Raw genomic sequence first — 26,300 nt, 5'->3', positions numbered from 1 at the left:
TTCAGCATGAAAATTCTTGTTACTCGCCTCATTACCGAGAATATTCGAATGCCTTCCGTCAATACTTGAAAGACTAACCGATCGCGGTTAAAGTAATAAAGTTTTCCATTGCCGGATATGCCCGCAACTCTCCGATTTTGTAAGAATGCACGTCTCACTCCGAGTGTATGTCTCTTTCTCTTTTCCTTGTCGCCATTTTCATTCCGAAGTATATGGGCAAAATGCGGTATTGATCCAACATCCAAGAATTTTTGGCATTCGAAAGGAAATACCATGGAATTGATAGAATCCACATCCTTTTTGGAAGAATCTAAAGACGACATGTTTTATGTAGGGTTCATGAAAACGGGAGAAATATGGTTCCCGTTATGTTTTGTGAGCAATCCGCAACAAAACGAAAAATTCGATACCCTTTTCGTCTCCCGTACTTATCCGCTCATGGCCGAGACAGTGGAAGATTATGCTAAAAAAGTACCTCAGATGGAAAAAACTTTTGTGCAGTATTTAATGACGGAAGAGATCCGGAACCTGCTGGATCGTTACGGACTGAGAAACATCATGATCCTCGAACCCGAAAGCGACTCCGACGGTTGCGGTTGTGGTTGTGGTTGCAAGTAGTTACGTTCAGTCTTAGCTTTCCGTAACAAAGGAGGACAACCATGGCACGCATCATATATTGTCACCCGAGTCAGACCAAATACGAATATCACGTCTTCACCGACCTGGATTTTTGGGATGCGCGGTGCCTGGTGAATGATCTCGCCGTGGTGAAGCGCAACTTCGGAAACCAGCCCGATGGAGACGAGTTCCCCACGCAGGTGGTGGGTAACGGTCTCAGTCGCCGCACCATCCACGAAATTGAAAAAAGAATCAAGAAAGCCATTATTTCTCCTCCACGCCACGTCATCGTTCGATCCATGGTCATGGACAGGTTTTATGAATTTGACCCGCTCGAATACTATCCCAGACATTGGTCCAAAGACCAAATGATCCGGTTTACCCATTTGCGCCTCCCGAACCACCAGAGCACTTTGAATAACATGTACCAGCAGGTACGGCTATCCTGGGTCAATGAAAAGATACACGTGGAGAGAATTCAAAGAGAAAGAAAATACAATCCCATCATTCGGTCACAAAGAGAAGCACAGAAACTTTTTCGTGTACCGAGCTGCTTTTAGAAAGTTGACGGATCCTGATATTTCGCCATTCGCCAAAGAGACCCGAAGGGCACAGGGAAGAATTTGGAATTTTTCTAGAATTTCTCTTCGATCCCTGTGCCTCCAGGGTTCCACGGACTCCACATTTACGCGCGATGCAAGCCGGCACGAACCAGGCAAAGAGCCCATCCCCTGAATTCATCCCTTTCCTCCTTGACCCAGCCCGAGAGCTTTGTTAGAAAATCAGCCCATCCGGCGCAACGGCTTAGAGCCTATCTGGAAACTTATCCCTGGCGCTGCCCCCCCTTAGTCCCCCCTCGAGGGGGGACTAAGGGGGGGCAATGACACTGCGAGTTTTTGGATAGGCTCCTTAGAGTCCACAAGAAACAGAATGCGTGTGGAACCCTGCGAGGGGTCCACATATCCAGCCGGGAAAGATGTCGTGCATTACTATCCAAAAACTTCCAATGATTCTGAACAGAGACGATCCATCTGGGTGAGGAGAATAAGTTGACAGCACGAAAGATCCTTCTTGGAAACGAGGCAATTGCAGTGGGTCTTGCGGAATCTGCCTGCACGATGGCAACATCCTATCCGGGCACACCCGCTTCGGAAGTTCTGAGCACCCTGGTTCAGCTGAAAAAAGCAGAAAATTTGCAGCTTCACCTGGAATGGTCCATCAACGAAAAAGTGGCTTTCGAAGTGGCATTGGCCAATAGTTTTGCGGGGCGGCGTTCGGTGGCCATCATGAAACAGGTGGGGCTCAACGTGGCTGCGGACCCTCTCATGAGCGCGGCTTACACGGGAGTCAAAGGCGGCTTCGTGCTCGTAGTGGCCGACGACCCGGGTCCCCACAGTTCCCAGACCGAGCAGGACAGCCGATTCCTGGCCATGATGGCCAAAGTTCCCGTGTTGGATCCCTCCTCGCCCGCGGAAGCCCGGGACATGTTGCCACAGGCGTTTTCCCTGTCGGAGCAATATGAAATTCCTGTGATGTTCCGGCCCACCACCCGAGTGTGCCACGCACGGCAGGACATGGAGTTGCGTCCCTTCCCCACGGGAGACCCCCCCCCCCAGTTCGAGAAGAATCCCACTCGATGGGCGGCCACTCCAAAATTCCGGCTCATTTTGCACGGGCAGTTGAATGAAAAACTGTCCAACATCTCCAGGGAACCTTCCCTGGCTCCAAAGTTTCTCAACGAAATCGCGCTTGCTACCGCTGAGAAGCCCCGCATCTGCATTGTGGCTTCAGGAGTGGTCCTCGCACATGCAAAAGAAATCATGATGGATCTTGGACTTTGGACCAAAATCCCCATCTACCAGGTTCCCATGCCCTACCCCCTCCCGCGGTCATTCAGGGATGAAATCCTTTCACAGTATGACAGAATCCTGGTCCTGGAAGAGACAGACCCCGTGATCGAACTACAGCTCCAAAACCGGGAAAAAGTCTTCGGTCGCATCACGGGCACCGTTCCTTCCGCCGGTGAACTGCTCCCGGAAGCGGTGGAAGAGATCGTGCGCACCTTTGCTCATTTGCCTCCGGCTCCCCGCATCGAACCCCCAAATTTTCCCGGAAGACGCCCCACACTTTGTGCCGGATGTCCTCACCGGGCCACTTTTTTTGCCATCAAAAAGGCATTTCCCAAAGGAATTTACCCTGGAGACATCGGGTGCTACACCTTGGGAGTAAACCTGGGAGCGGTGGACACGGTACTCTGCATGGGAGCATCCATAAGCCAGGCTGCAGGTTTTTATCATGCATACCGGACTCTTCCACCTGAAGGAGCCCCCGCCGTTTGCGCCACCATAGGAGATTCCACCTTTTTTCATGCGGGTATTCCCGCCCTCATCAATGCGGTAGTGCAGGGGGCCCGGTTCACTCTGGTCATTCTGGACAACAGCACGACAGCCATGACGGGACATCAGCCCACTCCGGCGTCGGGACATACCCTCGATGGAACCCCGGTGCCCCAGCTTTCCATTCCTGAAATCGTGAAGGCATGCGGCGTGCGTTTTGTGGAGGTGGAAGACCCGTACCGACTGGATGCACTCATCGATTTGCTGAAAAAGGCAGGGGGGTACACACGGTCAGAAAAGGGAGGAGTCGCCGTTGTGGTAGCTAAGCATCCCTGTCTCATGGACCGTGCGCAGAGCGCAAGTCGGATCCGCCGGGAAGTCACCGTCAATGAGAAATGCAAGGGGTGCGGCCTCTGCATCAAACAGTTCGAATGTCCTGCTCTGGTATCTCAGGGAGAAAAGGAACCTATCCGCATTGACAGTTCCCTTTGTTCAGGATGTGGAGTTTGTGTGCACGTCTGTCCACACGGGGCTCTGACCGTGGTCCCAAAGAACGAGTGAAAAAAGCGCGATACCAAACCAGAAATCAGCAGCGAAAACTGCAGTGGAAATTCAGGCAGTGAGGGGCAATCCATGAACGAGGTAAAAATGCAGCAAATCATCGTAAGCGGTGTCGGAGGTCAGGGCGTCCTTTTTATCACCAAACTCCTTGCAGAGACCGCTCTGCAACTGGGTTATTCCGTACTCATTTCAGAAACCCATGGGATGGCTCAGCGAGGAGGAAACGTCATCAGCCATCTCAAGATTTCAGGCCAGGCCTCCGGAAAAGGAATCACCAGCCCGTTGATCCGGCCCGGAAAAGCGGACATTCTCCTGGCGCTGCACCCAGACGCGGTGCGAGCTCACAGTTTCTACCTCAAGCGTTACGGCACGACCATTTCCAATGTGCCTCAGCCGGAAGAAAAACACTCGTTGAACGCCTCCCGGATCGCCGAAGATCTTGGCTCCCCTATTTCGGCAAATCTGGTGCTCCTCGGCTTCGCCGTGGGGACGGGCACTCTCTTCTGTCAGCCGGAACAGATTGAAAAGACGCTCCAAAAATTGGGTGGTAAACGGCTTGAACAGTCCCTCAAGGCATTCCAGGCCGGAGCGAGGGAAGCTCAAAAGATCTGAATCCACCACAAGCACAGCGTTCCCATGAAAGAAACTTCTTTCATGGGTTTATATCTTTGGGAGCATTCATTCTTCATGTTCTGGTACCTGGTTCCGCAATTCTTCGTTTCGGGCGTCACCACGGGAAGCATTTACGCTTTGATCGCCCTCGGATACTGCCTGATTCAGAATGCGACGGGGCTGGTGAACTTCGCGCAGGGGGATTTCGTCATGCTCGGAGCCATGATGATGGTTTCCCTCTATCATGTGGCACACCTGCCCATGCCTCTGGCTTTTCTTATTTCCGTCGCTGCGGTGGGTGTAATCGGCGTTGCACTGGAACAGGGTCCCATCCGTCATTCCAGGAATCGCGATATCCTGACTCTCGTCATGATCACGGTGGGCGCATCCATTTCCTTTCGGGGAGCCGGTATGATGATCTGGGGAAAAAACGCTCACATTTTTCCCTCACTGGGGGGAGAAAACCCGATTCTTTTCATGAACGCGGCCATCATGCCCCAGACTCTGTGGATTCTTGGAATTTCCCTCGTCGTGCTGAGCCTCCTGTATCTTTTTTTTCATCGCACTCTTCTGGGAAAAGCCGTGCGGGCCGCAGCCGACAACCCCTATGGAGCGCTGCTCCTCGGGATTTCCGTGCGCAGACTGGTTGCTTTCGCATTCGCCCTGGCCGGTTCATTGGGGGCTCTGGCGGGGATTCTGGTCACCCCTATCACCAGCATGAGCTACGATGCCGGTCTGATGCTCGGACTTAAGGGTTTTGCGGCAGCCATTCTCGGAGGATATGGAAGCACCGTCGGCGCTGTCGTGGGGGGGCTTTTGCTGGGCATTCTGGAGTCCTTCGGAGCGGGCCTCATTTCCTCAGCCTACAAGGATGCCATCGCTTTCCTCATCCTTCTGGCGATTCTCTTTGTGAAACCGGCCGGGCTTTTTGGAAGTGCCCGAGTGAAGAGGCTTTGATCCTATGGAGGAGAACAAAAAGGCCGACAAACTTTTCGATAAATTCATGACGCAGTTGTTTGGAAAATAGGGAATGAGCCGTTTGATCTTTATTCCCAAAGACTGGCGGGCACTCCTGCTCATGGCCCTTTCCTTCGGAGCACTCCCCTTCGGGCTCAGCAACGATTATTTTCTGCTCGTCCTGAATGTCATGGCTCTCAACGCCCTGGTGGTCCTCGGCCTCAATCTCCTCATCGGCTCCACTGGACAGGTTTCCCTGGGGCATGCCGCTTTCTACGGCCTGGGAGCCTATCTTTCGGCCATTGCAAGCACAACCTGGCAATGGCCGATGGTGGCGTCTCTCGCCTTTTGCATTCTTTTCGTGGGTCTCACCAGCCTTCTCGTGGCGCTGCCCACGCTCAGGCTGGAGGGACATTATCTGGTCATGGCCACCCTGGGGTTCAACATCATCGTCACCATCCTGTGTAACCAGATGGAACCTTTGACGGGAGGACCTTCGGGATTTCCAGGCATTCCCAAGCTCCATCTGGGATCATTCGTTTTGAGTACAGACCGGCAGTTCTATTTTTTCATCTGGGGAATTCTGATTGCGGCGCTGGCCCTCACGCTCAATCTCAACGACTCACGCATCGGACGCGCACTCAAGGCCATTCATGAAAAGGACCTCACCGCTCAAGCTCTCGGTATTCCGACCTTCAGATACAAGGTGGTCACCTTTGTGCTGAGCGCCGTTTATGCGGGATTTGCAGGCTTCTGTTACGCTCATTACGTCACTTTCATCAGTCCCAAGACCTTCGATATCTTTTATTCCGTCCAACTGGTGACCATGGTTGTAGTGGGCGGCATGGGAAGCCTCTGGGGCGGGCTGGCCGGCGCCGCACTCCTCACTTTTCTGCCGGAACTTCTCCGTCATTTTGAAGACTTCTATATCCTCGCCTATGGCTTGATTCTTATGGGAGTACTGGTCTTCTGTCCCCAAGGCCTCTTGCCCCTTCTCATCAGTTTCGGACGGAGGAAAAAACGGGAGGCATCAATTGACAATACATCCAAAGGGGAAAAGAACAAAAGAGAAGTGTTCCCGGAAGTCCTCTCCGACATAGAATCGGTGGGCAATCCATCAATATCGCTGCAGGAGACAAACTCTACCCTTTCAAATTCACCTGGAAGGCCGCCCGTTCTAAACCTTCGGGACATTTCACTGGGATTTGGAGGATTGCAGGCGCTCCAGTCTGTAGGCATGGAGGTGGACCGTGGAGAAATCGTTGCACTGATCGGCCCCAATGGAGCCGGGAAGACGACCCTCCTCAATGTTATTTCCGGCCTTCTCAAGCCCCAGGAAGGAGAGATCCTCCTGGAAGAGAAAAGCATCCTGGGGCTGGCCCCCTTTCAAATCGCAGCCCGTGGGGTTGGACGCACCTTTCAGGCGGTGCAGGTCTATCATCAATTCAGCGTACTGGAAAATATGCTCGTAGGATATCACGTACAAGGAGCTTCCGGCTTCTTTTCCACCTATTTGCACACTGCCGGGGAGAGGCGTGAGGAAAGTCGCCTGCGCGAGAACGCTCTGAGCCTGCTCGATGATTTTCGAATGGCTGATAAGGCCGATTGGCCGGTACAGCAACTGAGCCTTCTGGAACAAAAGCTGCTCGAAATGGCCCGTGCCCTTGCCCTTCAGCCTCGCATCCTTCTCATGGATGAACCGGTCGGTGGCCTGAATCCCAGGGAAAGCGAATTGCTAGTGCGATACATCACCCTTCTGCGAAAGCAGGGAATGGGGATCATCCTGGTGGAACACGACATGAACGTGGTGATGCGGATTGCCGATCGGGTGGTGGTTCTGCAGCACGGATGCCGTATTGCCACGGGAACTCCCAGGGAAGTACAGCAGAACCCGCAGGTGATCGCCGCTTATCTGGGCGTGAAGAAAAACGATTGATAATTGCACTCCCACATGATGATCAAAAGTTTTCATTTTATTCGTGTGGGGAGCATAAGCGGAGGGGTGAGAAATAGGGTGTTACAAGTAAAGGGGCTATCGACACGGCACGGTTCCTTACAGGTTTTGCGCCGGGTTACATTTCACGTGGCCAGGGGAGAAATCGTATCGCTCATCGGCGCCAATGGGGCGGGCAAGAGCACATTGCTGCGCACCATCAGCGGAGTCCACAAACCTTCTGAAGGTGAAATCCTTTTCATGGACACTCCCATCCAGCAGATGGCGCCGGAGCGCATCGTCCGCCTCGGCCTTGTGCACGTTCCTGAAGCACGGCAACTCTTCCCGAATCTTACCGTATTGGAAAATCTCGAACTCGGCGGATATCTCTACGGTCGAAAACACGTGGAATCGGCCCTCAGTGATATGTTCGAAATGTTTCCCATTCTCTCCAACCGTCAACGGCAAAAAGCGGGAACATTGAGCGGAGGCGAACAGCAGATGCTCTCCATCGCGCGGGCCTTGATGGCCAAACCCAGACTTCTGGTCCTGGACGAACCATCCATGGGACTGGCCCCGCTCATCGTCGAAGAAATCTACAGAACCGTCCAAACCCTTCAACAACAGGGAACAACAATCCTTCTGGTGGAACAGAATGCCATGGGAGCCCTCGCCATTGCGGAACGCGCTTACGTGCTGGAGACAGGACGCATCGTTCTTTCGGGTAAAGCCGCAGAACTGATGGAACACGATGACGTTCAGCGGGCATATCTCGGCAAAGACTACCAACACAAATGGGAAAAATAGGGGATAATGATGGTCCGGAATACCCTCCATTCTTTATCGCGGGACGCCATTCGCCATCTGCAGATGGAAAGGCTGCAAATGACCCTCAACCGGGCATACTTCAATGTGGATTTCTACCGGCAGCGCATGGATTCACTGGGCCTTCTTCCCGAAGATGTGGCTACCTTCAAAGACTTGCAACAATTTCCCTTCACCACGCGTCATGATCTGACGGAGCATTACCCCTACGGTCTTTTCGCAGAACCCATGAGGAGCATTGTCCGGCTGAAGATCACCACGCCGCCCCTGCGTGATGAAGGAAAACCCATCATAATCGGCTTCACCCGACACGATGTCGCCATGTGGCAGTCGCTCATGGTGCGCGTCTATGAACAGCTGGGAATCACGGACCGGGACATCCTGCAGGTGGCCTACAATTTCAGCCTCTTTCCGGGGGCCTTTACCTTCAATCACGCTGCAGAAGCTTTGGGAGCCACACTGGCGCCTTCCGCGACCATATCCGCCACCCTGCAATTGCAAATCATGCAGGACTTCCATTCAACCGTGCTCGCCACAACGGCGGCCTTTGCGCTCCACATTGTGGAGACCATGGAGCGGCAGGGAAAGGATGCCTCGGACCTGCATCTGCGCCTCGTCCTTCTCGGTCCGGAACCCCTCTCGGAGATCACCCGAAAACGTCTCGAATCGGTTTTGAAGGTTCCTGTGTACGGTCTTTACGGAGTGACGGAAATGGTGGAGCCGGGTGTGGCGGGGGAATGTGAGGCCAAGGAAGGATTACACTTGGCAGAAGATCAGTTCTTTGCGGAAGTCATTCATCCGGTCACAGAAGAACGGGTCGCACCGGGCCAGGAAGGGGAGCTCGTTCTCACGACACTCACCGCCGAAGCGTACCCCCTCATCCGGTACCGGACGGGCGACATCACGGTTCTGCGCGAAACCCCATGTTCCTGTGGACGCACCTGGACGCGTATCACCCCTATCCTGCGCAGAACGGACAATCGCATTTCCATTCGGGGCATCACTTTCTATCCCGATGATGTGGAAAAAATCCTGCGCAACGCCGACCCCAATTTGGAGGATTACCGCCTGGTCATTCACACCTGTTACGGCATCGGTCAGCAAATGGATATTCTTGTGGTGCGGCCTGTAGATCAGGATTTGACGGGAAGCAGCCGATCGCAGTACCTCGAACTCCTGAGAAGTCATATCCGCCGGGTTCTCGGCCTCGGAGCTCGAATTCAACTGGTCGAACCGGAACGCCTTCCCAAGGAAGGGCTTTACCACAAGACCGTTTTTCGGAGTGCTACCCCCTTTTGCTCTCTGGATTGACCCTTGGAAAGCCGCCATCACACTCATTCCTCCTCCCAGAGGATGGAACGCCTGGAGAAAATATTTTCAACAAAACACTTTCAGGCTCTTGACATACGAGCTGAAATTCGCGAAACATCCGAGCCGTCCGTAAAATACGGCAGGGCATCATTCCAATCCTGCAAGGAAGCTTCAAAAAGAATATGGTTCTTTCTGTGGGATAAGCAGGGCCTTTTTCCGGCTCACCGCAATGCCGGCGGGCTCCCTTCGGCTCCTCCCGGTGGGCAAGGCTTCGCTTTTGCCTGCTCTAAAGTGGAAGCCTTGTTTTCATACTGACATTTGCCAAGAACCTGGAAATTCGAGGATACAGGAGAATCACTCGGTCCCTGCATCCTTTCCCACAATTTAAACTGAGGAGAAATAAATGGTCAGAAGTGTGATTGCGGGCACGGGAAGTTACGTACCCCCCAAAGTGGTGACAAACCATGATCTTTCGAAGCTGATGGACACGAGCGACGAATGGATCAGGACGCGGAGCGGCATTGAAGAGCGGCATTTCGCCGAAGATGGCGTCAGTTGCTCCGATCTGGCATTGGAAGCTTCCAAAAATGCTCTGGCCGACGCTGGGATGTCCCCTTCGGAAATTGATTTTATCCTGTTTGCCACACTCTCTCCCGATCAGAACTTTCCAGGCGGAGGCTGTTACCTCCAGGCCAAGCTGGGCATCGGCCCCATCGGCGCCATGGACATCAGAAATCAATGCGCGGGTTTCCTCTACGCTCTGGCCACTGCCGATGCCTTCATTCGATCTGGAATCTACCGGAAGATCCTTGTCGTTGGGGCCGAAGTGCACTCCAGCATTCTCGATTTCACGGATCGAGGGCGAAACATGGCGGTCCTTTTCGGGGATGGAGCCGCGGCGGCAGTCGTCACCGCATCTGAAGACTCCAACCGCGGCATTCTCTACTCGGAACTCCACGCAGACGGAAACTACGCTTCATGCCTACAAATGAAAGTGTGGGATATTTCGCGAAAGCCGTATCTTTCGCCGGAAACCCTTACCAGCGCCGAGATTTGGCCCGAAATGGACGGGAAAACGGTTTTCAAGCATGCTGTGGTGCAGCTGACCGAGATCGCAGAGAACAGCATCAAGCGCAGTGGCGTGAAACGCGAGGATATCAAGTATGTTATTCCTCACCAGGCCAATCAGCGCATCAACATGATGGTGGCGGAACGGCTGGGATTTCCCCAGGAAAAATTTTTGAGCAACATTCAGAAATACGGGAACACCAGCGCGGCGTCCATTCCTCTCCTCCTGGACCAAACCCACCGTTCAGGGAAGCTGGAACGGGGGGATCTCCTGTTACTCATGGGTTTCGGCTCGGGGTTTACCTGGGCTTCGATACTCCTGCGCTGGTAGCCGCCTTCCGGCGGCAAGCCCCTTGTCGCCATCGACCCAATCAGCAAAGCGGACCGCAGAGCAGCGAAGGTCAGCCTGCCATCCCTGCGGTCCCAGTGCCGTTCACCTTGAACATGCCGAGCGATCATACTCATCAACTCTCGTTTCACCTGTTGGAAACCGGGATGTAGTGTTTTTTACTGAAATCCATTTTGAGGGTCTTTTCAAGCATCATTAAGAAACGGTGCCTTTTTTCTCTCCAAGTCAACTTGTAATTGGGATTGGTTTTGAAAATCTCTCTTTTCGCATGCTTCGGTAGGAAATGATTCATTACCGATGGATGGCTTCCTTCAAACAGAGAAAGCGACCGAGGATCCACTTCTCCGTAGTCTATGTCCCTGTGGGCATTCCCCCAATATTTCTGGACCTGTTTGCTGCGGGCATTCATCTGTTCCTGGGTTCGGACCCACCCATAGTGGTAAATCTTTGCACCACTGTGTACGGCTCTTGGATACCCTCTTAATGTATTCCTTTTCCCCAGTACGCACCAAAACAGGGAATCAGGACATATGGTGCGGATATCTCCTCGAATGATACGAGCTTCCCGCCGATACCATCTTGGAGAAACGGCAATGGTGTGATGATTTCCATAAAAATGAAAATAGTCAAATGATATGGCTTCAATATGTTTATTGTCGTTTGAACGCTTCATTGTATGGACAATTTTGTCCAAATCATTTTCATGTACTACTTCATCACCTTCCAGGTAAAACAGCCAATCTCCTGTACAGCTGTATTGGGCTATCATCTTTTGCTGTGCATAAGTATATCCTTTAATATTTAATTTATCATTCCATACACTTTCTATTATTCTTATCTTAGATGAATTTATTCCCTTAATTCTATCAATGGTATTATCTGAACTGGAACCAACATTCACAATAAATTCATCACATATATCCAGAATGGATTTTATGGATTCAACAAAAGGATAACCTAGAATGACACCATTTCTAATAAAAGTAAATCCACTGATTTTCATAATAAAATATTCTCCGAAGATATCGAAATTTTCATACAGCCCCTTTCTCTATTAACCCCACGACCGGGACGGTTACAACGAAAAATGAAAGAAGGCAAAGACAACAGGGAAAACGGGAAACGCTCTTGAAAAGCGATGTTATCATGAGCTATGAGCTATGAACCATGAGCCTTTTTTTCATATAAATTCTCATTCCGAGGGCGGCACCCTCGAACGATGAAAAAAGTTCCCGGAGGTCTATTTTCTATGTAAGATCTTGTTTTTTTAATGACAAAAAACCACTTGGAATTTCCTGGAAAATTGCACTAAAATTTCTAAACCAGTGTGTGAACAGTCATAATGAACAGAACGTTTTCAGCCCGGTGGACTGCGGCGGATTCTGTGAAAGACCAGCCAGATCGGATTATGAGGCCGATCTTTTCATTCGGGGTGTGCATTATGAAAGTATTGTTAACTCGTATGCTGTTTTATGGATTACTCATATGCTTTTCATTGTGTATGGAGGGTTGTTATGTGCCGCATCAAAGGCCTCCCGGAACACCAGACCCCGGTGTCCTGGATAGAGAAGCAAATCAGGATGCCAAAGTATATATAGGAAAACCCGATTCTTATGGTCAGGATGAAACGGAACGTTACACCAACAGGAATGGAGGCATTCTGGATAACAAATTCTTGGGGGTCAAAGGAATCTGGAAATTTTGATTTCGTTCGACAATAGATATTCAGAAAAATACTGTACGGCCACTTCGAAGCATAGGGGGCGCTAATAAAGGAAAAGTTTATGAACCGCGTGAAATGGATTGTACTCATGATTTTTTTATTTTTTATCCTCAGCATAAACGGATGCGGCGGTGGGGGAGCGAAAAATGTCAATGAAGTGAGGTCTACGACCTTGGGGCAGGAACTGTTGGATCTGGATGCGGCCTACAACAAAGGTGTTATTTCTGAAAAAGAATACAAGGATTCGAAGAAAAGGATCATGGAGAGATATAAATAAGGAAAGATATATAAATATGAATCCATATTTTGAAAAAATTTTCAGGATAATCCTCTTCTGTATCCTCACGCAGGTTTTTGGGACTGGAAGTCCGATGCATGCTGCCGCTCAGTCGGTATCTGTTTCTTCGGCTCCCCTCCAGGGGCCTGCTTTACAAATTGAAGAATCTACCTACGCCTTCGGAAAAGTCACCGGCAAAAGCGAAATCGAACATGCCTTTCTAATGAGAAATATTGGGACTGAAGACCTGGAGATCATAAAGGTCACTGTCGGCTGAGGCTGCGACGTCCGGTTCGACCGGATCATCCCTCCTGGCGGCGAGGGACAGATAACTCTCATCATCGATCTAAAAAGTTGCAAAGGAAGCACCAGGAAATCAGCCATCGTGTCCACAAACGATCCCATGAATTCATCTTTTTGGCTGAATCTGGCATGGCAGCCTTGAAAACGAAAAAGGCGGGAAAAGAGCTTTTTCTCAGGGAAGGAAAAATTCCACGTCTTTCAGACCGCAATGGTTTGCATACTCGATGATCTTTTTCGAATATCTTCCTACCTGGATGAGAATATCCACTTTGCGGCGGTACTCCGTTTGGGAGAGAATTCCAGATAGGTAGAGAATGCGAGGAAACAGAAGCGCGTTGATATACGGGATGGAATTGTCCCTGCAGTAGGCGGCGGCTCTACCGTCATCCATAATGATAAAATTTCCTATTCCTTGCAGATATTGACCAATTGTATCGCGCTCGCCATTGCCCAGGTGAGGCAGAGGCGGAAATCCGTCAGGCATGAATTTTATCCCTTCTGCTGATCCTTCCCACCGAGTCACCCGGTTACAGCATCTTTTGAATACCTCGGTACCGAGGTAGCCTTCGCGGGTAAGTTCTGTAAAGACCGATGGCGTCATTCTGAGATCATACACATGGATCAGTGTAGAGAAAGCGTCTGCCTTGTAGAGCAGAATAGCTGAGGAGGCATCGATCAGGATTGTCTTCATCATATGCATTCCATCACGTCTCAGTGGATTTCATTAGAAAAAGTCCTCTCTTGATTTCCACTAACCTTACATTTTAATTCACAACGGATATTCTCGGCTCACATCTTCTTGATTTTTATTCTTTTTCTTCTTAATTTAGTCTTACATATTTCATTGATTGCCTTCGACGGAATGGTTTGCGAAGGCAGGGCCATGGTTCTTGCATCTTCAACCTTTTACCAAGGGGGATATCATGACATTCGATGAAGTCAAATCGGCTGTAATGAATTTGAGTTTAGAAGACCAAAAGCGTTTCATCATGGAGGTCATTCCTTCCATCTGGCCCAAAGCTTGTGCAGACGATTCCTGTGTGGCAAAAGTTCGAGGATTAGTCGATGAAACCGTGGTAAAACGCTACAGAGAAGAACATATGGGCAATATTTAAATCTAGACCTCTTTGCATCGAAAAGTATTCGTCAGAGGGATGTCGGAGGTCCAAACGCCCGCATCCCTCTTATAAGAGAACAACATCAGAAGGTACGCCGGTTCTTTTGATCTACCATTTTCAAAAGGGCGTAAAGGCTCTCAAGATGAGGAACAGCAACTTGGGACCGCTCTGCAGCACGCACGGCATTTCCCAGAATGGCTTCCACCTCCATGGGACGCCCGGCTTCAAAATCCAGCAGCATGCTCGTTTTATAAGGTTTCATGACCAAAGTTCCATCGATATTTGTTTGGACGATATCGTGTGGAAGTTCATGTCCTACTGCTTTAGCCACCAGGCAGATTTCCTCCATGACCTTTCTCAATAAGCGGGAAGATTCCTTCCCATTCAACATGGTCTGAGTGTCCACGCCACCTCCCAGAACCGAAACGGGATTAAAAGAAGCGTTCCAGACCAGTTTCTTCCACCTCGCAGTAACCACATCTGGAGTCACGTCACAGGGTATCCCCGCCTTTTCGAAGAGTTTTGAAAGATTTTCCGCTTTTTCCGAAACACCTGAAGGATAACATCCAAGGGTGAGGCGACCATAATCCTGATGACGAATATGCCCCGGACCTACACGGCTCACGGCAATAAAGGCCAGTCCGCTTATGACTTCATTATTCGGAAAGGCTGAGGCCACCGGTTCTTCGATCTCAATTCCGTTTTGAATGAGCAGGATGGCGGTCTGCTCGCCGATGGCGGCTTTGATGAGCTTGGGTACATCGGCTTCGGGAACAACCTTGGTTGCCACCAAGATGTAATCCGGGACATCACCGTAGGCATCCACGCTGCGAACGACCTTTTCGGGGATGAAGTGAAAATCTCCACGCACACTTTCAACGTATATCCCATGGTTTTTCACCTTTTCGTAATCCGAGCGGCATACGGCGGAGACATGAGCACCCCCTTGCGCCAGCTTGCCGCCATAATAAGAGCCGATGGCACCGGTCCCGACGATCAGGACTTTCGGTTGGAAGGAGGAGATATTATTTGTCGTGTTGGGTATCATGAGGAATATCCTTTCTCTGATTCAAATCCCATTTCTCTGGCTTCATCATGTCCGAGGGGGCATCCAGATGGAATGGTGCGCTCATTGAGCCGAAACACCAGCCGACAACAAGGTAACTATTAGTTTTCAGAACAGCAAATATTCATTTCCCAGCTTGCACCTACGGCTGCGGGCATGGAAAAACAAGTGCCCATTTTTTATCGATCTCCTTTACGGCAAACCTTGCCCCGGAAGGCCTAGATTCCTTCCCCGTATCCCCTGCTTCAGAGGATGCCGACAGGGTACCGGTCGGTGTCTTATTTTCAAGCTTCACGTCCTGCATGAATTCGGGAGGGAAAATCTCCTGAATACGTCCCAATTGATCTCTGGCCATGAGGAGCATTGCTAGCATCCCTTTAGAACAGTCGGCCTGAATCCGGGCAGGCAGCTGGGAAACATGAATGATGGAGGGAGATTCCGGCTCCACATCTTCATGCACAACCCGTGTGAACTGGTCCTTCAAATAAAACTGGAGCCCATACATGGGCTTATCGTCCACAAAATAGAGGTGTGCGCCATGAACCTCCCTGCGAGCTTCCTGGACTGCCCGGGCAAGCTGTCCCATATTTCGAGGGGAGGCTCTGTAGGCCATAACGCCTTTGCCGACCACCACGAGCGCCACCGCCAGAAGAGCCAGATGGTTTATCGTAGCAAGGGAAACCTTCCCTCTTGTCATCAGCCAATGAACTCCTTTGCCCAATGCAACGGCAAGCGGGACGAACAAGGGCAGCACATACAGAGGAAGCCGTGAGCGACTCAGGGAAAAGATGAGGAGGGGGAGAAAAAAACTCAGCAAAAGAAAAAGCCACTCAGGATTCTGCTTCCAATAGCCCACGTCTGTCCAACACCCCTTGGGCCAGGGAATGGCCTTGAGCCTCCAGACAATGAGTCCGATCCACGGCAATCCCCCGAAAATCAACACCGGGCCATAGATAGTAAAAGGCTTATACCATTCGGAGTTCCTGTGAAACTCATTTGAGGCGATCCGCGCTACAACTTCATCCCTAGTCCAATACTGCAATAATCCCTCATGGGTCATGATTTCAAATAAATACCAGCCCAATCCCACCAGGACGAAAAGCAGGATTCCGGCAGCAGGGAAAAGGGAGGGAAAGTCCTCTCGCGTCTTCTTCCTCAGGAGCCAGTAAATGGGTAAAATGCTCAAAAGAGGCATCAGACCGGGGGGACCTTTCGTTAAAAAGGCCCCTCCCAGGCAAAGCCACATGAGATGGAACGCCCAACTGCCGTCCCGTCTTATTCCTATCCAAAAACAGAGGAGTGCGAGGGACTCCCACAAGGTGAGAAGCGTATCCGCATTAACGGAATTGGCGGCACCCAGAGGAAAGGGGGACGTAGCATACACGAGAGCGGCGTAAGGGGCGACGTCTTTTCCCCAGAGGCATCCGGCCAAACCATAGACGCAGAAAACGGTGAGGCAGAAGGCAAGTATCTGGAACGCCCTTGCCCCCCAGGTATTTTGTCCCAAAAGCATCATGCCTCCGGCGATTCCCCAGTATGTCAGCGGAGGTTTGGTCCAGTGGGGTTGGAATTCCAGTGAGGGCTCAAGAAAATTGCCCGTTACAAGCATTTCCCGCGCACATTCTGCGTATCGCCCTTCCGTGCTTTCAAAAAGCCCGCGTGTTCCTTGAAACACCGTAACGGCAACGATCGCAAGAAGAACTACTTTCCACAACGACAAGTTTTGAAGCGACCCGCCAAGCGGGAATCTTTTCATGCCGTATTCTCCATTTTCCCTATTCGTTCGGATAGGAGCGGTATTCCTTTTTCGTCAAAATAGTTCCTGAGATACAGGGTTGTGAGAATTGCCAGATAGGCTCCAAACACCACATCACTGACAAAATGTGAGCAGAGGACCAGCCTGCTCAAAATGACGGAAATCGCTACGATTATGTAGATATTTCTGTATGTTGGATATAAAAAATACAATGCCAAGGTTAAGGCTGTGATTGTATTTGCATGACCGGATGGAAATGAATTGAAAGCATATTTGGCTTTGAAAAAAGTAAAGTCATACAAACCCTTATCAAAAAACATGTTGGGTCGATAGCGCCCAAAAACCAATTTGATTAAATCGGCAAGCAGTCCGGAAACGGCAATGGACAAAAAGACAAATAAAGCCTGATTGGAATAGATCTTGTTATTTATCACATACCTATAAAACAGGAATGCACAGAAGGAAATAACCAGATACCAGGTAGAAACGCCAAACTTCGTAATAAAATCAAAAAGTCCAAACACATTATAGTTAGAGGATTTAAAATAAATCGCTACAGGCTTATCTATGAAATAATATGAAAAAACACAGAACAAAATGACCAAACCTAGTGAAAACAAAATATTTTTTGAATACTTATGATCTTTAAAGAGATCCATGAGATACTGTATCAACCCCTTTCATGAGAAAATAAAAATCGTTGCCCTTCGCATTGCCGTCAAACCCTCTTGCCATTTGGAGCTGTCTTTCATATTCTCCCTGGCTGCGATTGCACAGTAAAATTCTTGCGGGCATTCGCCACGAAAAAATGGAATCCAGAGTCTTTCGGGAGGAGAAGAGTGCAAATTCATTTTGATGGAGTAAGGGCTTATGCATTGCTCATTTTATTGTGCACCGCCCTTTACATTCCCGGCTTGACGACCCTTCCTCCTATAGATCGCGATGAAGCCCGGTTTGTCCAAGCTACGCGGCAAATGATCGCAAGCGGAGACTATGTCCGCATCCGCTTTCAAGAAGAGCCGCGCAACAAGAAGCCCATCGGTATCTACTGGTTTCAGGCGGCGATGGTGAAAGCGCTTGGTGCTTCAGCGAGCGGGCACATCTGGCCGTATCGTATCCCGTCCTTTATAGGGGCGACATTGGCAGTTTTACTCACTTTTGCCTTCGGAAAGAGACTCATCGGTTCCCGTGAAGCTTTTCTGGGTGCAGCTCTGTTGTCGGCTTCCCTTCTCCTCATCTTTGAAGCACATCAGGCCACCACCGATGCGGCTTTGCTCGCTGCCGTCGTTGCCTCCCAAGGTGCTTTGTCGTCGCTTTACCTGCAAAATCCAAAAAGTAAGCACGGGCTGGGCCTTGCCGCTACCTTCTGGGTCGCCCAGGGTATCGGCATCCTGATCAAGGGCCCCATCGTTCCCTTGATCGCTACCCTGACCATCCTCACTCTCGTTCTGATAGACCGAAAAGCGGCATGGCTCAAAGAACTTCGCCCGCTGCCCGGGATTTTACTGGTGGCATTTATGGTCCTCCCCTGGGGCATCGCCATTACAAAGGCCACGGGAGGCACTTTCTTCACCGATGCCATCCAGAACGACTTACTGCCAAAATTGGTTTCCGGCCAAGAATCTCACGGCTTCAAACCCGGTTATTACCTTTTGCTCCTGCCCGTGACTTTCTGGCCGGCTTCCATGTGCATCGGTTTGACCCTGAGGGATGCATGGGAAAGGCGGACCTGTGCTCCGGAACGGTTCTGCATCGCCTGGATCCTCCCGGCCTGGATCCTTTTCGAGCTGGTGCCCACCAAACTCCCGCATTACATCATGCCCACCTACCCCGCCCTGGCGTTATTGACGGCACGAACCGTTTATGCCATTCAGAAAGAAAATTTCCAGTGGCCTCGATTCTGGCCGCGATGGGGCGCCGCTGCAGTGGGTTCTCTCGCAGGAATTGTCGCATTGGCGGGAATCCCCTCCCTCCCCTGGTTCCTGGACGGCAGGTTCGATCCGCTGGCCCTCTGGCCCATGGCCGCAGCCACCCTCACGATCGGAAGCACGGTGTGGTACATTCGACGCCTTAAGCTGAGCAACGCCCTGGCATCCGCAATCGTGGGAGCGGTTCTCATCTTTGCTCCCACTTTTCAGATGATTCTCCCCGGAGTCAACTCTTTCTGGCTGAGCCGAAGCGTCGCTCAGACGATTTCAGAGCACACCGCAAGCCCGGGCGGGTTGAAGCGAACCATCGTCGCCGCAGGCTATCATGAACCCAGCCTGGTTTTTTTGATGGGGACGGAAACGGGTTTGATTTCACCGGAAAAGGCAGCTGAAACCCTTCACCTGCAGCCGGGCGCCATAGCCATCGTATCCAACAAAGAGGAACAGGCATTCCTCCAAAAAGCTCAGGAACTGGGGCTCTCTTTGCATTTGATTCGAACGCTGAAGGGATTTCATTATTCAAAGGGACGTATGATCACCTTAAAGATTTACGACATCCAGCCAGAACCCGTTTCCTGATCCCTTTCAATCGGTTTCACTGCGGTAGGCGACCTCGTAACTGAAAGCCCTCTTGCGCAGCCATAAGACTCCGAAAGTGTCCGCCAGCCCCACCCAAAGGCGATTGCGCAGACCATACTTGCTCTGCCCGTGCAGCCGGGGCCTGTGGTTGACGGGGGCCTCGGCCAGGCGTCCACCCTGCATTGCCACAAGCGTTGGAAGGAAACGGTGCATTCCGGCAAATCTTGGAAGATACTCCACACAATCCCGCTGGAAGGCTCGCGTGGAACACCCCACATCTCTTACGGTCTTGCCGGTCATCAGGTTTCTGAATCCATTGGCTATCCTGGATGACAGCCTTCGCATGAGGGTATCCTGCCTTTTCGCACGATATCCGTTGGCCATATCGGTTTCCCCCGAAGCGACCATTTGGATGAGTATGGGAAGATCGGCGGGATCGTTTTGACCATCTCCGTCAATGGTCGCAAAGATTTCCCCGCGAGCCTCACGGAATCCGGCCCATAACGCCGCGGATTGCCCCGCATTTCTTTGGAAGGATAGATAGCGGTGGCGAGAATCGTTTCGGCAAATTTCCTGCAAAATGGAAAGACTGGCATCTGTAGAGCCATCGTCAACCCAAAGGCATTCCCATGTCCATGGAGTCCGCATGAAGACCGACGTCAACTCTTTGGCCAACGCATCGATATTTTCTGCTTCATTCCGAATGGGGATAATAACTGAAACTTCTATCATAGTGTACATATCAAACAGGCCAGATTTTATTCATTGTTTTAGTTTTGCAGGTTGGATTGAGCACGTTTTTTGCCAAGAAAGCCAACAAAAACTCCTTTTGGATTTCGCTACCCTCAACTCAACCTGCTTTTTGGGCCACCTTATCCAATGGATGTCTATCGAGAAACAAAAGCCATAGCATTCTGCAAAGACTCTGATTCATAATCTTTCGTAAGACCATTTGTCAAAATGAATCTCGAGAAGACGACGATTCTCGTTTTTGATGGCTCTCTCAGGGTATTGTCACTTCCGACACCCCCTCAATTCCATTTTTTTCGCCATTCGATAGACCCTGCCATTTCACCAGGTTTTATTTTGCAGTTTTTGTCAAAATTTGTGTTCTTTTGTGATATGGAGAGGTGGAACATGGCGAAGGCACTTCTCACACATGTGCCATATTGAAATTTCTTCTCAGAATAGTGGCATTTTTCAAGCTCAAGCCGAACAGCGTTCACCACAAAGGCACAGTGTGCGCAGAGAACGATTCCGGGGTTGTGTTCTCAAGAGAGGCTTCGATACAAAAACGTTTCGTTCCTGCCTCCAAGACCTGTTTCTTTGTGCCTTTTGCGCCTCTGCGGTGAACTACTACCAAGCTGAAAGTCATCCGAAGTGCCATGAGTTGTTAGAGACAAGGAGATTTGTTAATGAGTATTTCTTTCATGCCGGCTCGTACCTCCGGAGAGGATTTGGAAGCCCTTCAGCTTCAAGGATTGAAATGGACTGTCGCTCACGCATACAATAACTCGCCCTTCTACCGCAAAAGACTGGACGAAGTAGGCGTTTCGCCTGACCAAATACGCACATTGGATGATCTGCGCCGCCTCCCTTTCGTGACCGCCCATGACCTGCAATCGGACTACCCCTTTCCTCTGAAATCCGTTCCCTTCGAAAAAATTGTCCGTATTCATGCATCTTCAGGAACCACAGGAAAGCGCAAAGTTCTCTGTTACACTCAAAAGGATATCGACGACTGGGCCACAATGTTTGCGCGATGCTACGAAATGGCGCAGATCTCTCAGACGGACAGGGTGCAAATCGCAGTGGGCTATGGACTCTGGACCGCAGGCGTGGGCTTTCAGTTGGGCTGCGAGCGATTCGGCGCCCTGGCAGTGCCAGTTGGACCCGCCAACACGGAAATTCACTGCCAGCTTCTGGAAGACATGCAGAGCAATGTCTTTTGTGCCACCGCATCCATGGCGCTGCTCATCGCGGAAGAAATCGAACGGCGGGGGCTCAAAGACCGTATTGCACTCAAGAAGTTCATTTTCGGGGCTGAACGTCACAGCAGGAAAATGCGCCAGCGAATCCAGGAAATCACAGGTGCCGAGCATTTGTTCGACATCACCGGGTTGACGGAACTCTATGGGCCGGGAATGGGGCTCGAGTGTATCGCGCACGAAGGAGTTCATTACTGGGCGGATTATTATATCCTGGAAATTCTCGACCCTGAAACCCTTGAACCGGTTCGACCGGGAGAAATCGGAGAAATGGTGGTAACGAGCTTGCGCAAGGAAGCCGCGCCCCTCATTCGGTACCGCACACGCGACCTCACACGACTCATCCCGGAACCCTGTTCGTGCGGCAATCCCCTGCCCCGCCACGATCATCTCATGGGCAGATCGGATGACATGTTCATTTTCCGCGCTGTGAACATCTATCCCGGTCAGATCGACCATGTGCTCTCACAGATTCCAGGCCTGGGGAGCGAATATCAGGTTCATCTCAACCGGCGGGAAGACGGCCGGGATGTGATGCTTCTCAAGGTGGAACGATTGTACGATGATTCTCCCGATGTCGACAAACAGCTTGCGGATGCCATCATCTCGGAAATTCGCGAACAGATCCTGGTGCGTACCCGGGTGGAAGTGCTGGACTACGGGACACTGCCCCGCACGGAACGCAAAAGCAAACGCGTTTTCGATCATCGCTCCATGGAGAGTTGATGCATCGTGGCAGAAGTTTTCGCCCGGTAATGGGGTGAAAACTCGCGTCAGGCAAGTATGAGAAGGGATCTCGGAACAGAGGGGGAACCTCGAACACCGGGCAGAAAAGGACACGAAAAGCCGGGTGCCTGAAGAGGTTCGAAGCTTAAACTTTGGGGGAAACGAGGAGAAAATTCATGAAGAACAGGCTTTTTGCCCGTGCCCGGTGCGGCGGTCTCATGGGGTTGGTGATGATCTTTTCCTGGTGTCTGGCCGGTTCATCGTCGGCACAGGAACCCATCAAGATCGGCGCTTTTTTTGCTTTATCCGGTCCCGCTGCCACCATCGGGACTCCGACCAAACTCGTAGCACAAATGGTTGTGGACAAAATCAACAAGGGAGGCGGAATCAACAAGCGCCCTCTGGAACTGGTGGTTGGCGACACGGAAAGTGATCCGACAAAGGCCCTCATGGAGGCCAAGCGTCTGGTTGAAAAAGAAAAGGTCGTTGCTCTCATCGGCCCGACCCGAACTGATGAAGGCATGGCAGTCAAATCCTATATTGAAGATACAGCTCATATCCCCATCATCATGACCATTGGAGGAGATCCCGTCATTGCGGGCGGCAAGTTCGGCCCCTTCCGCTGGACCTTCAAGACCCCACAGCGCACCACGGTCGCCGTCAAGAAAGTTTACGACTACCTCCAGTCTCGGAAATTGACTAAGATTGCACTCCTGACGGCTACGGACGGCTTCGGAAAGGATGGTTTGAATGTTTTGAAGCAGCTGGCGCCGGAATACGGGCTGGAAATCGTGGCTGAAGAAGCCTTTGCCGTAGCGGATACGGACATGACCCCGCAACTTGTCAAAATCAGAGCCAGCGGAGCACAAGGTCTCGTCTGCTGGACCATAGGGCCTGCAGGCGCCCGGGTTGCCAAGAATGTCAAGCAGCTTGCCCTCACTATACCGCTCCTGCAATGTCACGGACAGCCGGATCCCAAATACATAGAACTGGCCGGCGATGCGTCCGAAGGCAGTATCATGCCTTCCACCAAGCTGATGGTCGTGGATCAACTCCCCGACACCGATCCTCAGAAAGCTGTTATCGAAGAATTCATCAGCCTTTACAAGGATACCTATCACTACGATCAGCAGTACCCCATCAATACTCATTCGGGATATGCGTGGGATGCCATCTACCTTCTTGCGAACGCCATGCGCCAGGTGGGAACCGATCCGGAAGCACTCCGGACCGCCATCGAGCAGACTCGTGGATACATCGGCATCAGTGGTATTTATAACTTGACTCCGGAAGACCATAACGGTCTTGGAACGGACTCTATGGTCATCGTCAAGGTTGAAAAGGGCAAATGGGTTCTGGTTCAGCCCTAGACAGGCAACGTATTCGCAAAATTTTGATTCGGTCCACCAATTGGATCGGGGATGCCGTCATGACGACTCCTGCCATGGGAGCCGTCCGGGCGGCTTTTCCCCGATCTGAACTGGTTGTTTTAGCCAACCCCATCGTTTCCGAACTTTTTTCCCCTCATCCCTATTGCGACCGGGTGGTGATCTACGACAAAAAGGGAATCCACCACGGAGCGAAGGGTTTCCTGCAACTTGCCTCGGAACTTAGAAGAGAACATTTCGATCTGGCAATTCTCTTCCAAAATGCCATTGAAGCGGCAATCCTCGCCTTTCTCTCCGGCATACCCCAACGCGCTGGATACCGAACGGACGGGCGTGGTTTTCTACTCACTCACGGCATTCCCGTGAGGCAAACCGGGTGCGCCCGGCACCATACGGCCTATTATGTCTGGATGCTGAACCGGCTGGGCATTTCGGGAGGAGATGGAAAGCTCAAATTGATTTCATCAGAAGGGGAAAAACGGTGGGCACGCGAAAAGCTGGGCGATGGACGATGGATCGCCATCAACCCCGGCGCAGCCTATGGTTCCGCCAAGAGATGGATTCCGGAACGGTTTGCTGCAGTGGGGGACATTGTGGCAAAGGAATTCAATGCGCGCATACTGCTCACAGGGGGACCCGCGGAAAGAGAACTCGGGCAAGACATCGAATCGGCCATGCATACACAGCCCCTCAACCTCATCGGAAAGACCTCGGTGCGTGAGATGATGGCGCTCCTCTCCCGGTGTGCACTCATGGTAACGAACGATTCCGGCCCCATGCACGTGGCCGCAGCGTTTTCCGTACCCATTGTAGCCCTCTTCGGACCGACCGATTCCACAACCACCTCCCCCTTTTCCGTCAATTCCCGCGTGGTTCGAAAGCCCGTGGAATGCGCTCCCTGCTTGAAAAGAGAGTGCCCGACGGATCACCGATGCATGGACTCCATAGAGGTGGGGGACGTGCTGGAGGCGGTTCGAAGCTTGCTGCATACCTCCAAATCTGAAAATGGAACAATATCTTGACATTTATGCAGCACACGGTAAAAACCACTTCGAGCCGATGGATTCGTTATCCGCACATGAAAAGAGCAGTGAGGACTCATGAAAATTTACAAACGCATGTTTCAGTATGTCAAGCCGCACTGGCGCAGACTGTCAATTGCCATGATCTGCATGACGGGAACCGCTGCATCCACAGCCGCTTCCGCCTACCTGATCAAGCCGGTGCTCGACGATATTTTCATGAACAAACGGATGGACATGCTGAAGATCCTCTCTCTTGTCGTATTGCTGATGTTCATCCTCAAGGGGGTTTGCGCGTGGGGCAACTCCTATCTCATGAACCATGTGGGCCAACGCATCATTGCGCGCCTGCGCCAGCAGCTTTACGACCACATCCAGTCACTCTCCCTTTCCTTTTTCGATAAAACTCCCACGGGAGTCCTCATGTCACGCATCACCAATGACGTGACGCAGATTCAGGGAGCCGTATCCGATGCCATTACAGGATTGCTCAAAGATTCCTTCAGCATCGTGGGACTCCTCGCCGTCGTCTTTTACCGGGACTGGAAACTGGCCTCCATGGCCGTCCTTATTTTGCCTCTCGCTTTTTACCCTATTGTGAAATTTGGGAAAATGCTGCGGCGCATCAGCACCAAGAGCCAACAATCCATTGGAGACCTCTCCGTCATTCTTCATGAAACGTTCAGCGGTGCTCGGATCGTGAAGGCCTTCGGCATGGAAGAGTATGAGAAGGCGCGTTTTGCCGGAGAGAACCTAAAATTCATGGATTATACGATGAAGTCTGTCGCCGTAAGGGCACTCTCTTCCCCCGTCATGGAATTCCTGGGGGGACTTGGCATCGTCTTCATCATCTGGTACGGCGGATACAATGTCATCATGGGTGTATCGACGCCGGGCAATTTTTTTTCGTTCATGGCCGCACTTCTCATGCTCTATGAACCCGTAAAACGTTTGAGCAACACGAACAACACGCTGCAGCAGGGAGTGGCTGCGGGATACCGCGTTTTCGATATCCTGGACACGCAGCCCGATATCCAGGACAAGCCGGGGGCGGTTGTCCTGCCTCCCATCAAACGGGGAATCGCATTGAAAGGGGTTCATTTTCGATACGGGGATGAACCCGTTCTGACGGATATCAACCTAGAGGTGCCGGCGGGAAAGATCGTAGCCCTTGTAGGAGTGAGCGGTTCCGGGAAGACCACTCTGGTCAATCTCATTCCCCGCTTCTACGAGGTTACCCGGGGGGCTGTGCTCATCGATGGGATCGACATTCGGGATGTGACGATCGCATCCTTGAGGTCACAGATCGGTATCGTGACCCAGCAGTCGATTCTCTTCAACGACACGGTACGCAACAACATCGCCTATGGGAGCATCGAGAAGAGCGAAACAGAAATCATGGCGGCGGCCAGGGCTGCCAATGCTTACGATTTCATCATGAAGATGCCCAAGGGATTCGATACCCTCATTGGAGAACAGGGAATGTTGCTCTCGGGGGGGGAACGGCAAAGGATCTGCATCGCGCGGGCGCTGCTCAAGAATGCCCCCATACTCATCCTGGACGAGGCTACCTCGTCGTTGGACAGTGAGTCGGAACTGGAAGTGCAAAAGGCCTTGGAAAACCTCATGGAAGGACGGACAACGCTGGTCATTGCCCACCGCCTCTCCACCATCAAGAATGCGGACCTTATCGTAGCTCTTGCAAACGGGCGCATTCTCGAAAAAGGCCGCCATGAGGACCTGCTGAGGGAAAATGGTGAATACCGCAGGCTTTATGAGCTTCAGTTTTCGCAGATGGAGTCTCCCGCCGCTTTGGTTTCTCCGCCTGGAGTGGCGGCAGGGCACGGGAGGTGAGG

The 26,300-nt window shown here is 51.5% G+C and carries 23 protein-coding genes; 17 read left to right on the top strand and 6 right to left on the bottom strand.

Features of this window, described 5'->3' with window-relative positions; all coding sequences use genetic code 11:
• The first annotated feature begins 273 nt into the window (after positions 1 to 273).
• The 9 genes from QMG16_RS00460 to QMG16_RS00420 all read left to right on the top strand — a co-directional run bounded on the left by QMG16_RS00460 (position 274) and on the right by QMG16_RS00420 (position 10,552).
• Positions 274 to 618, top strand: a complete 345-nt coding sequence (locus tag QMG16_RS00460; RefSeq protein ID WP_281791716.1) for a hypothetical protein — start codon at positions 274 to 276, stop codon at positions 616 to 618.
• A 41-nt stretch (positions 619 to 659) separates the two neighbouring features.
• Entirely contained in the window at positions 660 to 1,178 is a 519-nt protein-coding gene (locus QMG16_RS00455; RefSeq protein WP_281791715.1) for a hypothetical protein, read from the top strand.
• Positions 1,179 to 1,667: 489 nt separating this feature from the next.
• Positions 1,668 to 3,515: an indolepyruvate ferredoxin oxidoreductase subunit alpha gene (gene iorA, locus QMG16_RS00450; protein WP_281791714.1), complete on the top strand. Its 1,848-nt coding sequence runs from the start codon at positions 1,668 to 1,670 to the stop codon at positions 3,513 to 3,515.
• 72 nt (positions 3,516 to 3,587) lie between these two features.
• Entirely contained in the window at positions 3,588 to 4,127 is a 540-nt protein-coding gene (locus tag QMG16_RS00445; protein WP_281791713.1) for a 2-oxoacid:acceptor oxidoreductase family protein, read from the top strand.
• A 42-nt stretch (positions 4,128 to 4,169) separates the two neighbouring features.
• Positions 4,170 to 5,084: a branched-chain amino acid ABC transporter permease gene (locus QMG16_RS00440; protein ID WP_281791712.1), complete on the top strand. Its 915-nt coding sequence runs from the start codon at positions 4,170 to 4,172 to the stop codon at positions 5,082 to 5,084.
• 73 nt (positions 5,085 to 5,157) lie between these two features.
• Complete coding sequence (locus QMG16_RS00435) at positions 5,158 to 7,020, top strand: branched-chain amino acid ABC transporter ATP-binding protein/permease (protein WP_281791711.1); 1,863 nt, start codon at positions 5,158 to 5,160, stop codon at positions 7,018 to 7,020.
• A gap of 78 nt (positions 7,021 to 7,098) precedes the next feature.
• The gene (locus QMG16_RS00430) at positions 7,099 to 7,824 is read left to right on the top strand and encodes an ABC transporter ATP-binding protein (RefSeq protein WP_281791710.1); all 726 of its coding nucleotides are present in this window, start codon (positions 7,099 to 7,101) and stop codon (positions 7,822 to 7,824) included.
• A gap of 6 nt (positions 7,825 to 7,830) precedes the next feature.
• Entirely contained in the window at positions 7,831 to 9,153 is a 1,323-nt protein-coding gene (locus QMG16_RS00425) for a phenylacetate--CoA ligase family protein (RefSeq protein ID WP_281791709.1), read from the top strand.
• Positions 9,154 to 9,556: 403 nt separating this feature from the next.
• Positions 9,557 to 10,552 carry a beta-ketoacyl-ACP synthase III gene (locus QMG16_RS00420; protein ID WP_281791708.1) on the top strand — a complete coding sequence of 332 codons (996 nt, stop codon included), beginning with the start codon at positions 9,557 to 9,559 and terminating at the stop codon, positions 10,550 to 10,552.
• Positions 10,553 to 10,697: 145 nt separating this feature from the next.
• Here the strand turns inward: QMG16_RS00420 and QMG16_RS00415 are convergent, their stop codons facing one another.
• Positions 10,698 to 11,573, bottom strand: a complete 876-nt coding sequence (locus tag QMG16_RS00415; RefSeq protein ID WP_281791707.1) for a glycosyltransferase family protein — start codon at positions 11,571 to 11,573, stop codon at positions 10,698 to 10,700.
• Positions 11,574 to 12,086: 513 nt separating this feature from the next.
• Between QMG16_RS00415 and QMG16_RS00410 the strand changes: the two genes are divergently transcribed.
• Both QMG16_RS00410 and QMG16_RS00405 read left to right on the top strand, forming a co-directional pair.
• Entirely contained in the window at positions 12,087 to 12,275 is a 189-nt protein-coding gene (locus tag QMG16_RS00410; protein ID WP_281791706.1) for a hypothetical protein, read from the top strand.
• Positions 12,276 to 12,490: 215 nt separating this feature from the next.
• Positions 12,491 to 12,847 carry a hypothetical protein gene (locus tag QMG16_RS00405; protein ID WP_281791705.1) on the top strand — a complete coding sequence of 119 codons (357 nt, stop codon included), beginning with the start codon at positions 12,491 to 12,493 and terminating at the stop codon, positions 12,845 to 12,847.
• Positions 12,848 to 13,045: 198 nt separating this feature from the next.
• On the opposite strand, the gene QMG16_RS00400 is transcribed toward QMG16_RS00405, so the two are convergent.
• Positions 13,046 to 13,567 (bottom strand): hypothetical protein, encoded by a 522-nt coding sequence (locus QMG16_RS00400; protein ID WP_281791704.1) that lies wholly within the window; start codon positions 13,565 to 13,567, stop codon positions 13,046 to 13,048.
• 229 nt (positions 13,568 to 13,796) lie between these two features.
• On the opposite strand from QMG16_RS00400, the gene QMG16_RS00395 reads away from it, so the two are divergent.
• Positions 13,797 to 13,988, top strand: coding sequence for a hypothetical protein (locus QMG16_RS00395; RefSeq protein ID WP_281791703.1), 192 nt, complete (start codon positions 13,797 to 13,799; stop codon positions 13,986 to 13,988).
• An 85-nt stretch (positions 13,989 to 14,073) separates the two neighbouring features.
• Here the strand turns inward: QMG16_RS00395 and QMG16_RS00390 are convergent, their stop codons facing one another.
• From QMG16_RS00390 to QMG16_RS00380, 3 genes are all read right to left on the bottom strand, one after another.
• Positions 14,074 to 15,039, bottom strand: coding sequence for a 2-dehydropantoate 2-reductase (locus QMG16_RS00390; RefSeq protein WP_281791702.1), 966 nt, complete (start codon positions 15,037 to 15,039; stop codon positions 14,074 to 14,076).
• A gap of 160 nt (positions 15,040 to 15,199) precedes the next feature.
• Positions 15,200 to 16,813, bottom strand: coding sequence for an ArnT family glycosyltransferase (locus tag QMG16_RS00385; RefSeq protein WP_281791701.1), 1,614 nt, complete (start codon positions 16,811 to 16,813; stop codon positions 15,200 to 15,202).
• Positions 16,810 to 17,472: a phosphatase PAP2 family protein gene (locus QMG16_RS00380; protein WP_281791700.1), complete on the bottom strand. Its 663-nt coding sequence runs from the start codon at positions 17,470 to 17,472 to the stop codon at positions 16,810 to 16,812. Before QMG16_RS00380 ends, QMG16_RS00385 begins: the two co-directional genes overlap by 4 nt.
• A gap of 180 nt (positions 17,473 to 17,652) precedes the next feature.
• On the opposite strand from QMG16_RS00380, the gene QMG16_RS00375 reads away from it, so the two are divergent.
• Positions 17,653 to 19,320 (top strand): ArnT family glycosyltransferase, encoded by a 1,668-nt coding sequence (locus QMG16_RS00375; RefSeq protein ID WP_281791699.1) that lies wholly within the window; start codon positions 17,653 to 17,655, stop codon positions 19,318 to 19,320.
• Between the two features lie 6 nt (positions 19,321 to 19,326).
• On the opposite strand, the gene QMG16_RS00370 is transcribed toward QMG16_RS00375, so the two are convergent.
• The gene (locus QMG16_RS00370; RefSeq protein ID WP_281791698.1) at positions 19,327 to 20,052 is read right to left on the bottom strand and encodes a glycosyltransferase family 2 protein; all 726 of its coding nucleotides are present in this window, start codon (positions 20,050 to 20,052) and stop codon (positions 19,327 to 19,329) included.
• A gap of 683 nt (positions 20,053 to 20,735) precedes the next feature.
• Here QMG16_RS00370 and QMG16_RS00365 point away from each other — a divergent pair.
• The 4 genes from QMG16_RS00365 to msbA all read left to right on the top strand — a co-directional run bounded on the left by QMG16_RS00365 (position 20,736) and on the right by msbA (position 26,298).
• The gene (locus tag QMG16_RS00365) at positions 20,736 to 22,034 is read left to right on the top strand and encodes a phenylacetate--CoA ligase (RefSeq protein ID WP_281791697.1); all 1,299 of its coding nucleotides are present in this window, start codon (positions 20,736 to 20,738) and stop codon (positions 22,032 to 22,034) included.
• A gap of 218 nt (positions 22,035 to 22,252) precedes the next feature.
• Entirely contained in the window at positions 22,253 to 23,404 is a 1,152-nt protein-coding gene (locus QMG16_RS00360) for an ABC transporter substrate-binding protein (RefSeq protein ID WP_373878697.1), read from the top strand.
• The gene (gene waaF / locus QMG16_RS00355; protein WP_281791694.1) at positions 23,383 to 24,444 is read left to right on the top strand and encodes a lipopolysaccharide heptosyltransferase II; all 1,062 of its coding nucleotides are present in this window, start codon (positions 23,383 to 23,385) and stop codon (positions 24,442 to 24,444) included. The genes QMG16_RS00360 and waaF overlap by 22 nt, the downstream gene beginning before the upstream one ends.
• A 78-nt stretch (positions 24,445 to 24,522) precedes the next feature.
• Complete coding sequence (msbA, locus tag QMG16_RS00350; RefSeq protein WP_281791693.1) at positions 24,523 to 26,298, top strand: lipid A export permease/ATP-binding protein MsbA; 1,776 nt, start codon at positions 24,523 to 24,525, stop codon at positions 26,296 to 26,298.
• The last annotated feature ends 2 nt before the right edge of the window (positions 26,299 to 26,300 follow it).

The sequence above is a fragment of the Desulforhabdus amnigena genome (genome assembly GCF_027925305.1).
In the GTDB taxonomy this organism is placed as follows: Bacteria; Desulfobacterota; Syntrophobacteria; order Syntrophobacterales; family Syntrophobacteraceae; genus Desulforhabdus; species Desulforhabdus amnigena.
The sequence above is the reverse complement of the archived record's forward strand: the minus strand, read 5'-3'. Positions and strand labels throughout refer to the sequence as shown.